The sequence below is a fragment of the Mycobacterium sp. smrl_JER01 genome (assembly GCF_048513595.2).
GTDB lineage: Bacteria > Actinomycetota > Actinomycetes > Mycobacteriales > Mycobacteriaceae > Mycobacterium.
Genome location: NZ_JBLXXK020000001.1, coordinates 1,776,670 through 1,790,553, shown reverse-complemented (window position 1 = coordinate 1,790,553; position 13,884 = coordinate 1,776,670). Strand labels below are relative to the sequence as shown.

Annotated in this window: 10 protein-coding genes; 4 read left to right on the top strand and 6 right to left on the bottom strand. The window is 67.5% G+C overall.

What is annotated here, in order from left to right:
• Positions 1–9 precede the first annotated feature (9 nt).
• Together ACNUDN_RS08480 and ACNUDN_RS08475 are read right to left on the bottom strand one after the other, a co-directional pair.
• A complete protein-coding gene (locus ACNUDN_RS08480; protein ID WP_498450149.1) occupies positions 10–1,644 on the bottom strand; it encodes an acyl-CoA carboxylase subunit beta in 1,635 nt (544 codons plus the stop codon).
• 619 nt (positions 1,645–2,263) lie between these two features.
• The gene (locus tag ACNUDN_RS08475; protein WP_419121527.1) at positions 2,264–2,875 is read right to left on the bottom strand and encodes a TetR/AcrR family transcriptional regulator; all 612 of its coding nucleotides are present in this window, start codon (positions 2,873–2,875) and stop codon (positions 2,264–2,266) included.
• Positions 2,876–3,003: 128 nt separating this feature from the next.
• Here ACNUDN_RS08475 and ACNUDN_RS08470 point away from each other — a divergent pair, with 128 nt between their 5' ends.
• Both ACNUDN_RS08470 and ACNUDN_RS08465 read left to right on the top strand, forming a co-directional pair.
• Complete coding sequence (locus ACNUDN_RS08470) at positions 3,004–4,119, top strand: DmpA family aminopeptidase (RefSeq protein WP_419121526.1); 1,116 nt, start codon at positions 3,004–3,006, stop codon at positions 4,117–4,119.
• A 68-nt stretch (positions 4,120–4,187) separates the two neighbouring features.
• Positions 4,188–5,540, top strand: a complete 1,353-nt coding sequence (locus tag ACNUDN_RS08465) for an APC family permease (protein ID WP_419125070.1) — start codon at positions 4,188–4,190, stop codon at positions 5,538–5,540.
• Here the strand turns inward: ACNUDN_RS08465 and ACNUDN_RS08460 are convergent, their stop codons facing one another.
• Positions 5,541–7,160 carry a PucR family transcriptional regulator gene (locus ACNUDN_RS08460; RefSeq protein ID WP_419121525.1) on the bottom strand — a complete coding sequence of 540 codons (1,620 nt, stop codon included), beginning with the start codon at positions 7,158–7,160 and terminating at the stop codon, positions 5,541–5,543.
• Between the two features lie 81 nt (positions 7,161–7,241).
• On the opposite strand from ACNUDN_RS08460, the gene ACNUDN_RS08455 reads away from it, so the two are divergent.
• Both ACNUDN_RS08455 and ACNUDN_RS08450 read left to right on the top strand, forming a co-directional pair.
• Positions 7,242–8,732 (top strand): CoA-acylating methylmalonate-semialdehyde dehydrogenase, encoded by a 1,491-nt coding sequence (locus ACNUDN_RS08455; RefSeq protein ID WP_419121524.1) that lies wholly within the window; start codon positions 7,242–7,244, stop codon positions 8,730–8,732.
• A gap of 173 nt (positions 8,733–8,905) precedes the next feature.
• The gene (locus tag ACNUDN_RS08450; RefSeq protein ID WP_419121523.1) at positions 8,906–10,294 is read left to right on the top strand and encodes an aspartate aminotransferase family protein; all 1,389 of its coding nucleotides are present in this window, start codon (positions 8,906–8,908) and stop codon (positions 10,292–10,294) included.
• Positions 10,295–10,358: 64 nt separating this feature from the next.
• Here ACNUDN_RS08450 and ACNUDN_RS08445 read toward each other — a convergent pair whose 3' ends face one another.
• The 3 genes from ACNUDN_RS08445 to ACNUDN_RS08435 form a co-directional block, all read right to left on the bottom strand.
• Complete coding sequence (locus ACNUDN_RS08445) at positions 10,359–11,657, bottom strand: HNH endonuclease signature motif containing protein (protein ID WP_419121522.1); 1,299 nt, start codon at positions 11,655–11,657, stop codon at positions 10,359–10,361.
• Between the two features lie 28 nt (positions 11,658–11,685).
• Positions 11,686–12,330 carry a DsbA family protein gene (locus ACNUDN_RS08440; protein WP_419121521.1) on the bottom strand — a complete coding sequence of 215 codons (645 nt, stop codon included), beginning with the start codon at positions 12,328–12,330 and terminating at the stop codon, positions 11,686–11,688.
• Between the two features lie 180 nt (positions 12,331–12,510).
• Positions 12,511–13,782: a L,D-transpeptidase gene (locus ACNUDN_RS08435; RefSeq protein ID WP_431959674.1), complete on the bottom strand. Its 1,272-nt coding sequence runs from the start codon at positions 13,780–13,782 to the stop codon at positions 12,511–12,513.
• Between the last annotated feature and the right edge of the window lie 102 nt (positions 13,783–13,884).

The following is a 13,884-nucleotide window of genomic DNA, read 5'->3' as shown; positions in this document are numbered from 1 at the left end:
TCCCCTCACTCACATCCGAGCCACGCCGAAGGACACCGGGCGCGGCTCGATGCGCTCGGCTTCTTCGGCGGTTGTCAGCAGGAACGCCAGGACGCGCCGGGTGTCGCGGGGGTCGATCACCCCGTCGTCAAGGCCACGACCCGACGTGTAGAACGCGTCTGATTGGCGCTCAAGCAGTTCGGTGATCTCCCGTCCCGTCTGGGCGACGGCGTCAGGATCGAGAGTGACGCCCTTACGTTCGGCGGATGCCTCCGCGACGATCCGCATGGTCGTCGCCGCCTGCTCAGGACCCATGAGACCTACGCGGTTGTTGGGCCACCCGAAGATGAAACGGGGCGCGTAACCGCGGCCGCACATTCCGTAGTTTCCGGCGCCGAAGCTGGCCCCGGTCAGGAAGGTGAACTGCGGCACGCTTGCCGTCGACACCGCCTGGATCATCTTCGATCCGTGCTTGATCATGCCGCCGCGTTCGGCCGCTGTGCCGACCATGTATCCCGTGATGTTCTGCAGGTAGGTGATCGGTGTGCCGATCTGACTGCAGTGCTGGATGAAGTGCGCCGCCTTGGTCGCACCGTCATTGTCGATCGGTCCGTTGTTGCCGATGAACGCCACCGGACGCCCGTGCACCTCAGCCTCGATGCACACCGTGGCCGGCCCATAGCGCGGCTTGAAGTCAGTCAGGTCCGAGCCGTCGGCCAGACGCGCCATCACCTCGCGCACGTCGTAGGGCGTGCGATAGTCCAACGGCACCACCCCGGCAATCTCGTCAGGGTCATAAGCGGGGTCAGCGAAACCCGTTGGCGCCGAGTGCAAGCGACCATGCCCCCAAGCAAGTCGACCGACCACCTGACGGCAGAGCCGAATCGCGTCGTTGTCATCCTCGGCCAAGTGTTCGACCAAACCGGAGACTTCGGCGTGCATCTGTGCCCCGCCGAGGTCTTCGTCGGTCGCAACCTCCCCGGTGGCCGCTTTCAACAGCGGCGGACCGGCAAGGAACGCCTTGGCGCGCCCCCGCACGGCGATCACCACATCGGATAGGCCGGGCATGTATGCGCCGCCGGCCGTCGACGATCCGTGCAGGACGGTGATGACGGGGATCCCCGCCGCCGACAGGCGTGCCAGATTGGCGAACATCTGTCCACCGGCGACGAATCCTTCTACCCGATACGCCGGAATGTTGGCGCCGGCACTCTCCACCAGATGGATGAACGGAAGTCGATTCTGGGCCGCGACGGCCTGTGCCCGCATAATCTTGGGGCTGCCGGCGGCGTTCAGCGCTCCGGCATTGATTCCGCTGTCGGTGACGACGACCATGCAGCGCGTTCCGGAGATGAAACCGATCCCGGCGATCTGATTGGCGCCAGGGACGGAGGTGTCCCGGCCGGCGTCGGAACCGCTGTCGTTCATGGCGAAACCTGCCATGTTCTGCAACTCAAGGAACGGCGCACCCGGGTCCAGCACTCGCGACAACCGTTCCCGCGGCAAGAGCTGGCCTCGCCGAGCGAAACGTTCTGCCGAACGCTCCGAGGCGAGACGAGCCCGATCCTCCAAGCCGCGCAGCTCGCCCACCAGGGCGAGCATCGCCTTGCGATTACGCTGGAAGTCCTCGCTCGACGTCGAAATCCTGCTGCGATAGACGGCCATCAGCGGACGCACCGAGTCGACGTATTGATGTCGGTGTCCCGGTCGGAAGTGGGCCTGCGTCGATGTGCATTCACGGCCGCGACTCCCGGATCGAAGCACGGGCCGTGCCCTCCACCCCTTCCTGACCGCACCGCCCCGGGCCGCTCAGAACATCGCGCAATACGCACCGGCGGGTGAAACATCAGGAACGGGCCTCCTCCATTGGCAGCAGCTGGCACACGAATGTAGTACGTGATTGGACAGGTATGCAAGCACTGTCCACCCGACGCGACGCTGCCCGGACGACTCGCCGGGAAGCCCGCGTGCCTGCGCGCAGAACAAGGAGGCATCCGGGTCAAGCAGTGCCGTTTCAGCCAGCCCGCCACATGCTCATCGATCTCGCGTCAATCACCGCGCTGACGGGGTGGTGCGCCACACCCGGACCCAGAAGTCCGAGCCCCTTCAATACCCCTGGGCTGCAATTACATAGCGGTCGGTGCAGACGAACGAGGACCACTGGCCATCCAAACGCGACGGAGTGCGTGAGAGTATGTCGTCGACCCGAGCGGCAGGCCGACGACGCAACAACTGGTGCAGAGTCTGCGACCCGCAGTTTCAAACTGGGCGATGCAGTTCTTCGTCAGACCGTCTCGGGGAGCCTTGCTCCGGTGGCCAGTTCGGCGTACTGGCGCATGAGCCGCAGGGCGGTCGCCCGATCGAACTGGGGATCGCGCGCGACGATGCGGTACCCGAAGTAGTCCTCCATCGCCATCAGTGACATCGCGATGTCCTCGGCGCCACCGGTCAACGTGAACGCCCCGGCTTCGGCCCCGGCGTTCAACAGGTCCCGGTAGAGGCCGACCTGACGGTGGTAGATGCCCTGCACATCGGCGCACCGATCGAGTTCGAAGCCCGCGGCCAGCACGGCGCGCCAGATGGCCCGCCACTCGGCGTCCTCGGGCCCGGTGGGCAGACCCGCCGCGATGGTGACCGCCAGCTGTGCGGGCGGTTCCCCGGCGTCGGCGGCCAGCCGCAGCCGTTCGTCGTAGAACCGGACGTCCGAGCGTAGCGCCAGCTCCGACAGCAGCGCCGGCATGTCCTTGAAGTAGTACCGCACCGCGTTGGTGGTCAGCCCGAGTTCGGCCGCCACGTCGGCGAGTTTGAGGGTGGCCAGATCGTGGCGCTCGATGAGCGCGATCGCCGCGTCCATGATGTCGCCCCGCCGTTCCACCTGCCGATTCGGCCGCGCCATGCCGTGGTCACCTCCCCCGCTGCCGGATATCCGTCGAACATATTCTGCCGTTCCTCTTGCGTCGGGGATCACACGGGCGCATAGTTCTTTTCCAGTTGGTAAAAAAACTACCGGAACGAGCGTGATCAGTGCGTGCCAGAGACCTCGGCGTCGTCATCGGGGACCATCCCACCGGACCGGCCAACGCCATCACCGATGTCGCAGGCGTGCGGGTCGGCCACACCACCCTCGATGCCGCCGGACCCCCGGCCGTGCACACCGGGGTGACCGTCGTGATCCCCCACGACGACATCTGGACCGAACCGGTGTTCGCCGGCTCGCACCGGCTCAACGGCAGCGGTGAGCTGACCGGCTTGGAGTGGATCCGCGAGTCCGGCGAGCTGACCTCCGCGATCGGGCTCACCAACACCCACAGTGTCGGCGTGGTCCGCGACGAACTGGTGGCCGCCCAGGTGCGCGCCCGCGGCGAGGGCCTCTACTGGTCGCTGCCGGTGGTCGGCGAGACCTACGACGGTCTGCTCAACGACATCAACGGGTTTCACGTCCGGCCGGAGCACGTGCGCTCCGCGCTCGACGGGGCTTCGCCCGCCGCGCCTGCCGAGGGCAACGTCGGCGGCGGAACCGGGATGATCTGCCACGGGTTCAAGGGCGGCATCGGCACCTCGTCGCGTGTCACCGAGACCGCCGCGGGCCCGTACACGGTGGGCGTGCTGGTGCAGGCCAATCACGGCCGCCGCGAACGACTCCGGATCAACGGCGTCCCCGTCGGCGAACTGATCGGCCCGTCCGAAGTCGCGCTGCCGGATCTGCCCGCACGCTATGAGCCCGGTTCAGGGTCCATCATCGTCATCGTCGCCACCGACGCGCCGCTGCTCCCTCACCAGTGCACGCGACTGGCCCAGCGCGCGGCGCTGGCGGTGAGCCGGCTCGGGGGCACCGGCGAGCAGTACAGCGGCGACCTGATGCTGGCGTTTGCCACCGGCAACCGCGGGATCCCGCCCTACGCGTGGGACGAGGATCCGGCCGCGTCGAGGCCTGAGGTCGCACTCCGAATGGTCGCTCCCCAGTTGATGACCCGGCTGTTCGATCTCACGATCGAAGCCACGGAGGAGGCCATCGTCAACGCGATGGTCGCCGCCACCACCATGACGGGCCGGCATGGCTTCACCGCCCACGCCCTGAACCACGACCTGTTGCGGCAGGCGCTGCGTATCGACACCCCTCAACCCCAGGAGATTTCGTGACCACTGCACCCACCAGAACCGAGGGGCGGCGCCTCACCGGGCACCTCGGACCCGTCGGCATCGTGTTCATGGTCGTCGCGGCGGCCGCACCGCTGACGGTGATCGGCGGCAACATGCCGTTGGCGATGGGACTGGGCAACGGCGCGGGCGCGCCGATGGGGTTCGTGATCGCCGCGTTGGTGCTGCTGGTGTTCAGCGTCGGGTTCGTGACGATGACGCCGCATGTGCCCGAGGCCGGTGCGTTCTTCTCCTACGTGACCGTCGGGTTGGGGGAACGGATGGGCAAGGGCATCGCGGTGGTCGCACTGATCGCCTACACCGCCATCCAGATCGGCATCTACGGCTACATCGGCTGGGCCATCAACGACACGGTGATCCACTACGGCGGACCCGTGATCCCCTGGCCCGTCTACTCGTTCGCCGTGCTGGCGATCGTCGCCGTGCTGGGTTACCGGCACATCGAGCTCAGCGCCAAGGTGCTCGGCGTGGCGCTGGCCCTCGAGATCGGCATCGTCGTGGTGCTCGACGCGGTGATGGTCGCCAATCCCGGCCCGGCCGGCGTCACACTGGCCTCCTTTGATCCCGCCGTGTTCACCAGCGGCACCATCGGCATCGCGATCCTGTTCGCGCTGACCGGGTTCATCGGGTTCGAGTCCACCGCGGTGTTCCGTGACGAGGCACGCCACCCTGAGCGCACGATCCCCCGCGCCACCTACGCCGCCGTCATCCTGATCGGCGCCTTCTACGCGATCACGGTGTGGGCGTTCGTCGTTGCGATCGGGCCGGATCAGGTGGGCGCGGTCGCCCAGCGCACCCTCGACGGGGACGGCAACATGCTGCTGGACACCACCGGGGACATGCTGGGCACCGTCGGCCGCGACATCGTCAACGTCCTGTTGCTGACCAGCCTGTTCGCGTGCGTGCTGTCGTTCCACAACGTGATCGCCCGCTACCAGTTCGTGCTGGCCGGCAAGGGCCTGCTGCCGGCCCGGCTGGCCAAGGTGCACGACAACCATGAGTCGCCGTCGTTCTCGTCGGTGGTGCAGACCGTCACCGCCACCCTCATCATCGCGGTGTTGGCGATCCTCGGAATCGACCCGCTGGTCGGGGTTTTCGGGTCGATGGCCGGTGTCGCGACGGTCGGGATGGTCACCCTGATGCTCACCACGTCGATCGCCGTGCTGGTCTTCTTCCTGCGCCACCGGGACCGGGTGTCGGGCCGGGTCTGGACCACGCGGATCGCTCCGGCACTGGCGGTGGCCGGTCTGCTGGCCAGCCTGTGGCTGGTGTTGTCGAACTTCACGCTGGTCACCGGCGGCAGTGCGACGTTGAGCACCGTCCTGGCCGCGGTTCCGTTCGTGGGGCTGATCGTCGGCTTCCTGGCCTGGCGGCCCTCGCGCTCGTTGTCGCCGGCGGAATGATCAGGTGACCTCATTGAGGCTGGCGGGCTCGATGCGCTGCCGCGCGTCGAGCACCATCAGCGCCACCGACAGCGAGGTCATCGATTCGGCATCGTCGAGGTCGACACCCAGGGTCTGTTCGATAGTCGCCAACCGCTTGTAGAGGGCGGGTCTGCTGATGTGCAGCCGCTGGGCCAGCGCGGCTTTGTTGCCCGCGAGGCCGAGGTACTCGCGGAGCACCTCCACGTCCGCGGCCGCCCCGCGGTCGAGCAGGGGTTTGAGTTCGGTTTCGGCGAACCGCTGCACGCGTGGATCGTCGCGCAGCAGGGCCATCAGGCCGCGCAACCGGACGTCGGAGGCGCGGAAGTACGGCCGTGCGCTGTCTCGCATCGCCAGCGCGACCTCCGCGACGTGGGCGGCCTCGGCCAGACCGCGGATGGCGTCGGTGACGTCGACTTCCGGTGTGCCCACCGCGCACACCGAGCGAGCGACGCCGTCGACCCGGCGCAGATCCTTGTGCAGCCGCGCGCCGAGGTCGGCGAGCGCCTTGTCCGGGCCGCCGCGCGCGGTGTTGACGGTGAGCAGTGCCGCGATCTCTCCGTCGCGGCGGCCGGCGAAGACGCCGGTGTGGCCCGCGACGTTGACGGTGTGGGCGACGGCGTCGAGCAGGGAGATGTTGCGTCGTTGCGCGGCAAGCGGATCGGTGGACGTCCCGGTGCGCTCGACACGGACCACCACCGGGTGGTAGCGAGCCGCCTTGCGCAGCCCGAGGGCGTGCGCGCGTGCCGCGACCTCCCGCTCGTCGGCCACCCGGCCGCCCAGCACGTCCTCGATCAGTCCGCTCTGCGCCTGCTGGCGCAGACCGGTGTTGTTCCGCTCGATCATGCGGTTGAGCGCCAGCGCCGCCGAGGCCCGTTCGAGCACCATCGTCGCCCGGGCCCGGTCGGCCGGTGTCATAGGCACGATCAGCCGACCCCACTCTTCGCCGCGCGGTCCGACCGCGGTGAGCGCCCACCGCTCGGGACCGCCGTCGGGGGTCGGTGTGCGGCGGGACCGGTTCTCCCAATCGTCAAGCAGGGTGGCGGTTTTCGCGCCGCTCGTCGACACCGCGATGGCCTGGTGGGCGAGATCCTCCAGGACGACCGGCAGGTCAAGGATCCGTGCCGCCGCGTCGACGATGCCCGCCACCGAGGCCCGCTTCATACTCAGCTCGGTGAACACTTCGTGGACTCGCCGGTCGAACGCGACCTCGTCGTACTGTTCGGCGACGATGCGCCGGTGCACGATCTCGGTGACGTCGACGAACCTGATCTGCCGGTGCAGCACGACCAATGCGAGATCGAGCTTCCCTGCCAGTGCCGTCAAGGATGCGGGAAGCGCCGGCATGCTTGCACCGAGTTCGACGACGACTCCCAACGCGCCGGCGTCGGCCAATCCCTGGAGGTAGCGTGTCGGCGTGCGGCCCAGACCGGCGCCGGTGGTCAGTACCAGCTCACCGCCCTGCAGCAGCGAGGACAGGTCGGCCACGCCGCCGACGTGCAGCCAACGGACCGGCTCGGACCATCGGCACCGGCTGAGGATCTCGGGAGATCCCCGCTGGACCACGGGCAGCTCGACGACTTCACCCACCGTCACGGCCATTTACGCAGTGTAAGCGATCCCGCGGATATTGATACGACGTGTAAGGGTGCGAAGAGCCTCCGGAGCCCCACACTGGACACCATGACGACGACCATTGGGCATTGGGTTGATAACAAGGTGTTTGCCGGCGAGTCCTCCGCGACGGCGCCGGTGACCAATCCGGCCACCGGTGCGGTGACCGGTCAGGTGGCGTTGGCGTCGGTCACCGACGCCCAGCACGTCATCGATGCCGCCGCCGCGGCGTTCCCGGCCTGGCGGGACACCTCGCTGGCCAAGCGCACCCAGGTGCTGTTCGCCTTCCGGGAGCTGCTCAACGAGCGCAAGGGTGAGCTGGCCGAGATCATCACCAGCGAGCACGGCAAGGTCGTCTCCGACGCCCTCGGCGAGGTCAGCCGCGGCCAGGAAGTCGTCGAGTTCGCCTGCGGCATCCCCCACCTGCTCAAGGGCGGCTTCACCGAGAACGCCTCGACCAACGTCGACGTGCACTCCATCCGCCAACCGTTGGGCCCGGTCGCGATCATCTCCCCGTTCAACTTCCCGGCCATGGTCCCGATGTGGTTCTTCCCCCTCGCCATCGCCACCGGCAACACCGTGGTCCTCAAACCCAGTGAAAAGGATCCTAGCGCCGCGCTGTGGCTGGCCGAGCTGTGGAAGGAAGCCGGGCTGCCCGCCGGGGTGTTCAACGTGCTCCAAGGCGACAAGACCGCCGTCGACGAACTGCTCACCAACCCCAAGATCAAGTCGGTGTCGTTTGTCGGGTCGACCCCGATCGCCCAGTACGTCTACGCCACCGGCACCGCCGCCGGCAAACGGGTCCAGGCCCTGGGCGGCGCCAAAAACCACGCCGTGATCCTGCCCGACGCCGACCTGGATCTGGCCGCCGACGCCATGGTCAACGCCGGCTTCGGCTCCGCCGGCGAGCGCTGCATGGCCATCAGCGCCTGCGTCGCGGTCGGACCGATCGCCGACGACCTGGTCGCCAAGATCACCGAGCGCACCACCGGCCTGAAAATCGGTGACGGCACCAAGGACTCCGACATGGGCCCCCTGGTCACCAAGGCCCACCGCGACAAGGTCGCCTCCTACATCGACGCCGGCGAAGCCGCCGGCGCCAAAGTCGTCGTCGACGGCCGCCAGGTGACCGCCGACGGGGGTGCTGACGGGTTCTGGCTGGGCCCCACCCTGCTCGACAACGTCACCCCCGACATGACCGTCTACACCGACGAGATCTTCGGCCCCGTCCTGTCGGTCCTACGCGTCGAGACCTACGACCAAGCCCTCGAGCTGATCAACACCAACCCCTACGGCAACGGCACCGCGATCTTCACCAACGACGGTGGTGCGGCCCGGCGGTTCCAGAACGAGGTCGAGGTCGGCATGGTCGGCATCAACGTGCCCATCCCGGTGCCGATGGCCTACTACAGCTTCGGCGGCTGGAAGGCATCCCTGTTCGGCGACTCCCACGCCCACGGCCTCGACGGCGTCCACTTCTTCACCCGCCAAAAAGCCATCACCACCCGCTGGCTCGACCCCAGCCACGGCGGCATCAACCTCGGATTCCCCACCAACTGAGGTCAAGCCGGCTGACGGCCGGCACCGCGAGCGTGCGTGTTTGCATCCCGATACCCGGTGTGTCGCCCGCAGACACGCACGTTCGCGGTGGTGAGCCCCCCCCGCTTCTCGCGCCTCGCGCCTCGCGTCTCCCCCATCCCGGCCCGCCCTCACGTCTCGTCAAAGGATCGACAGTGACCATCACCGAACAGCCCCGCGCTTCGCTGCCCACCGGCGAGGATCTCGACGCGGCGATCGCGCGCGGCAAGCGCGCCTATGAGTTGGATCGCAAGCACGTCTTCCACTCGTGGTCGGCGCAGGCGCAGATCAACCCGATGACGGTACTGGCCGCCCGCGGCTCCTACGTCTGGGACGGCGACGGTAACAAGCTGCTCGACTTCTCGTCCCAGCTGGTCAACACCAATATCGGCCACCAGCACCCGAAAGTCGTTGCCGCCATTGCAGAACAGGCGGCCACGCTGTGCACGATCGCCCCGCAGCACGTCAACGACGCCCGCTCGGAGGCGGCCCGGCTGATCGCCGAACGCACACCGGGCGATCTGAACCGCATCTTCTTCACCAATGGCGGCGCGGACGCTGTCGAGCACGCGGTGCGGATGGCGCGGCTGCACACCGGCCGCTACAAGGTGCTGTCTCGGTACCGCTCCTATCACGGCGGCACCGAGACTGCGATCAACCTCACCGGTGACCCCCGCCGCTGGCCCAACGATCACGGCAACGCCGGGATCGTCCACTTCGACGGCCCGTTTTTGTACCGCTCGACGTTCCACGCCGAGACCGAGGAACAGGAATCCCAGCGCGCACTGGCCCACCTCGATCGCCTGATCCAGATGGAGGGACCGTCGACGATCGCCGCGATCATCGTGGAATCAGTTCCCGGCACCGCAGGCATCATGGTGCCCCCGCCCGGCTATCTGGCCGGGGTCCGCGAGATCTGCGACCGGCACGGCATCGTGTTCATCGCCGACGAGGTGATGGCCGGATTCGGCCGTACCGGAGCGTGGTTCGCGATCGATAATTTCGAGGTCGTGCCGGACCTGATCACCTTCGCCAAGGGGATCACCTCCGGTTATGTGCCCCTCGGCGGCGTGGCCATCAACGAGGCGATCTACTCGACGTTCGCCGACCGTGCCTACCCGGGCGGTCTGACCTATTCCGGGCATCCACTGGCAACCGCGTGTGCCGTCGCAACGATCGCCGCGATGGAGGACGAGGGCATGGTCGCCAACGCCGCGCGGATCGGCGAGCAGGTTCTCGGCCCCGGGCTGCGTGAGCTGGCCGCCCGGCACCGCTCCGTCGGCGAGGTACGTGGGCTCGGCGTGTTCTGGGCCATCGAGCTGGTTGCCGATCAGCGGACCCGCGAGCCGCTCGCTCCCTACGGTGGGTCCAGCCCGGCCATGGCGGCGGTGCTGGCGGCGTGCAAGTCCGGCGGGCTGCTGCCGTTCGCGAACTTCAACCGGATCCATGCGGTGCCACCATGCAACGTCACCGATGACGAAGTCGCTGAGGGCCTTCGCATCCTCGACTCCGCGCTCACCGTAGCGGACGAGTACGCGGTCTGATCGCACGTCATCCGAGACACAGATATCGCTCTGCACCAACTATTTTCAGGGCCCGCACAGTGACTCAGTTGGTCGCCGGCGGTCGCGGTTCGTAGGGGTCGTACCACCACCAGTCTGCGCGTTCCCCGGTCGGACCGCGATAAGGCGGGACATCCGGTGGGGGTGTGCTGGGTGGCCGCGCCAGCGAGCCGGCGTGCAGTGTGCGCCCGGCACGGTCGGTGACGGTGACGGCCGGGGCGGGTCCGGTGATGGTGATGGCCCCACAATGGTGTTGGCGGTGATGCCACGGACACACCAGCACCAGATTGTCGAGCTCGGTTTCCCCACCGTCCTCCCAATGCCGGATGTGATGGGCGTGCAACCCGCGGCTGGCGCCACACCCGGGCACCGCGCACGTCGGGTGGCGGTGTTCGAGCGCGCGACGCAACCGCCGACTGATCGTGCGGGTGCTGCGCCCGGACCCGATCACCTGACCGTGGCGTTCGAACCACACTTCACAGGTGGCATCACAGCCCAGATACCGGCGTTCGGCAGCGGTGAGCAGCGGACCCAGGTGCAGTGAACCGACCTTGTCTCGGACATCGACATGAACCACCACTGTGGTGCGCTGCCCGTGCGGCCGACGCGCCACGTCGGTGTCCCATCCTGCGTCGACCAATGCCAGGAATGCATCCACCCGCTTGGGCATCGGCGGACGCACGCCGGGAGCATCACCGTCGGTGTCCGCGCGCTCGCCGACGTCGAGTTCGTCGTCGAGTGGCCCGTCGGTCTCTGCGTGGTCGCGTCTCCACTCGGCGATCAACCCGTCATGCTGCGACGCCAGCGCGGCCTCGAACTTCGCCGAGGCGATCGTCGGCAATGTGATTGTCCAGCAAGTCAACTCGCCCTTGGCGCTCTTGCTGATCCCCGGCCGCGGCTCCGGGCGCGACGTGGGCGCTGGCTGTGGCTCCAGCTTGATCGCCGTACGCAACTGCGCCACCGTCGCATTCTCGGCCAACTCGATGTAGTGGTCGTCCGATCCCTCGCCGCCGCGCTCGACGATCACCCCGACCTGATCCAACGACAACCGACCTTCCCGCAAGGCGGCCACACAGCGCGGGAACCCCCTGATGCGGTCGGCGATCGCCGTCACCGTCTCAGCGTTGCGCGGAGAACAACCGGTCTTCCACGCCACCAACGCTTCAACCGACCGACAACCGGTGCCTCCCCACAACTCGTCACCATCGATCTCGGCGACGATCTCGACGATGCGGCCGTCGATCGCGTTGCGCTGTCCCGTCAACTCGGCCAACTCTTCGAACAGCAGCCCAAGACGCTCATCAGGACTCGCTGCAACCGCAGATGAGCCGACACCGGGAGACATGGCCCCAGCATGCCAGCGGGGTACGACATCACCCCCGCAGCGCCTGTTCGATCGCGGCCCCCAGATCTTCATACGTCCTGATCTGCAGCTGCTCCCCGTCGAGGAAGAACGTGGGAGTGCCCCGCACCCCCAACGCGGTGCCGTCGGCGACGTCCTCGTTGATGCGGTCAAGGGTTTCGGCAGCGTTGTACACCTCGTCGAAGGCGGTCAGGTCGAGCGCGAGATCGGCTGCGAAACCCCGGAATACATCATCAGCCGGTTCCTGCCGTTCACCCCACTGGGATTGGGTGTCGAACATCTTCCGGTACATGTCCTCGAAGCGATCCTGCTGCGCCGCGGCTTCGACGGCGCGCGCCGCGCGCTCTCCGTTGACATGACCGGGCATCGGGAAGTAGCGCGCGACGAAGTTGACCCGTTGACCGTACTGTTCGCGTAGTTGCTCGACGACCGGGAACGCCGCCCGACAGCCTTCGCACTCGAAATCGAGAAACTCGACGAACGTCACGTCGCTGTCGGGCACGGAATTGAGCCGATGGCTGCTGTCGCGGACCACCTGCGCGCCGGCCGGCATCTCACCCGGCGCGGAGTCCCGACTCGAGAGGTACACACCGGCGCCGATCGCCACGGTGATGACCACGAAGAGCGTGGCCAGAATCCTTGTCAGAGAAGACATGAGTACGGTCCTTTCCGTCCGCAGGTCTCTCCCGACGAGGGCAACGCCAGGGACAATCTACGGGGCATCTACGTAGATAGTATCCCTATCCCGGCGGCCAGCAGCTCCCGCACCAGGCGTGACGGACCGCTCGGCCCGAGCCAGTACAGCGGGGCGCTCACGTGTGGCGCGCCCGGCGGGTCACGAGTTCAGCGCACTGCCCGCGACCCACTGCTCCCACGGCACGCTCCAATCCCCGTTGTTCCACTGCGGCAACGGGGCTCCGCCGGTGTTGCGGACCTCCACCACGTCCCCGGGGTTGGCGAATTCGTAGTACCACTGCGCATTCTCCGCACTCAGGTTCAGACATCCCGCGGACACGTTGGTGTTCCCCTGCGCCCACACCGTCGCCTCGCGCTCGTGCAGGTAGATCCCGTTGGGGCTGATCCGCACCGCGTGCGGGACGCTGATCTTGTACCCGGAGGCCGAATCGACCGGTAAACCGTACGTCGACGAATCCATCAGCACCGGGTTCTGCTTCTCCATCACTGTGTACACGCCCGGCTGGGTCCAGAACGCGATGGTCCTGCCTCCGACGGTCTCCGTCCCGCCTCGGCCCATCGACGTCGGCATCGTCCGGATCAGTTTCCCGTTCTCGAAGACCTCGACCTGTTTGGTCTTGTCATCGGCGATTGCGATGCGTGACGGCCCGATGCGGAAGCTGACCTCCCTGTCCCGGTCACCGAAAAGACCACCGCCCAAATCGGTTCCGTACAGGTCTGCCTTGACCTTCACCTCGGTGCCGGACGGGAAGTACTCACGCGGGCGCCAATGGGCCTTGCGGTCATTGATCCACGACCACGCGCCCTGCACGTCGGGGGACGTCGTCACGCGCAGCCGCTTCTCGGCGGCGGCGCGATCCACGATGCCGGAGTCGAAGGTGGCGACGATGACGGTCCCGACGCCGTAGACGCCTCCATCGGACAACGGCGCGCCCGAGGTCATGCCCAGCGTCACCCCCACCTGTCCCTGCGGTGACACGGTCGAGAACTGCGAGTTCCGCGTGACCATGCCGCCGTCGGTGCCGGCAGCGGTCGCGGTGAGGGCGTAGGTCCGTCCGTACCCCAGCGGCTCGGCCGGTTCCCAACTGGACCGGTCCGCCGCCATCCGACCCGCGACGGCCCTGCCCTGTTCGTTGTGCATGCGCACATCCGCCAGCGTGCCCGAGGATGCCTCGACCTTGACCTGGCCGACCGGGAGGACTCCGGTGAACCCATCTCGGGGCTGGATGTCGATCGACACCGGTGCGGCGGCCTGGCCGGAGGCGTCGTCAGCCTCCAGCATGTCCGCAACCGCCGCCGCGTGCGACGACCGTGAAGTGAACACACTGGCCTGCGATGCCGTCACGAGCATGCCCACCGCCACGAATACGGTTACAGCGACGAGTTTTCGGTGTCCAGCCAGCAATTCCATCACAACTATCGGTGTCGGGGAGATCGGTCAGGTAACTACGTACCCACATAGTAGATGGTTGAAGCGGAGTCGGCCTCGAACGCCGATCTGCAGTGCGGGCGC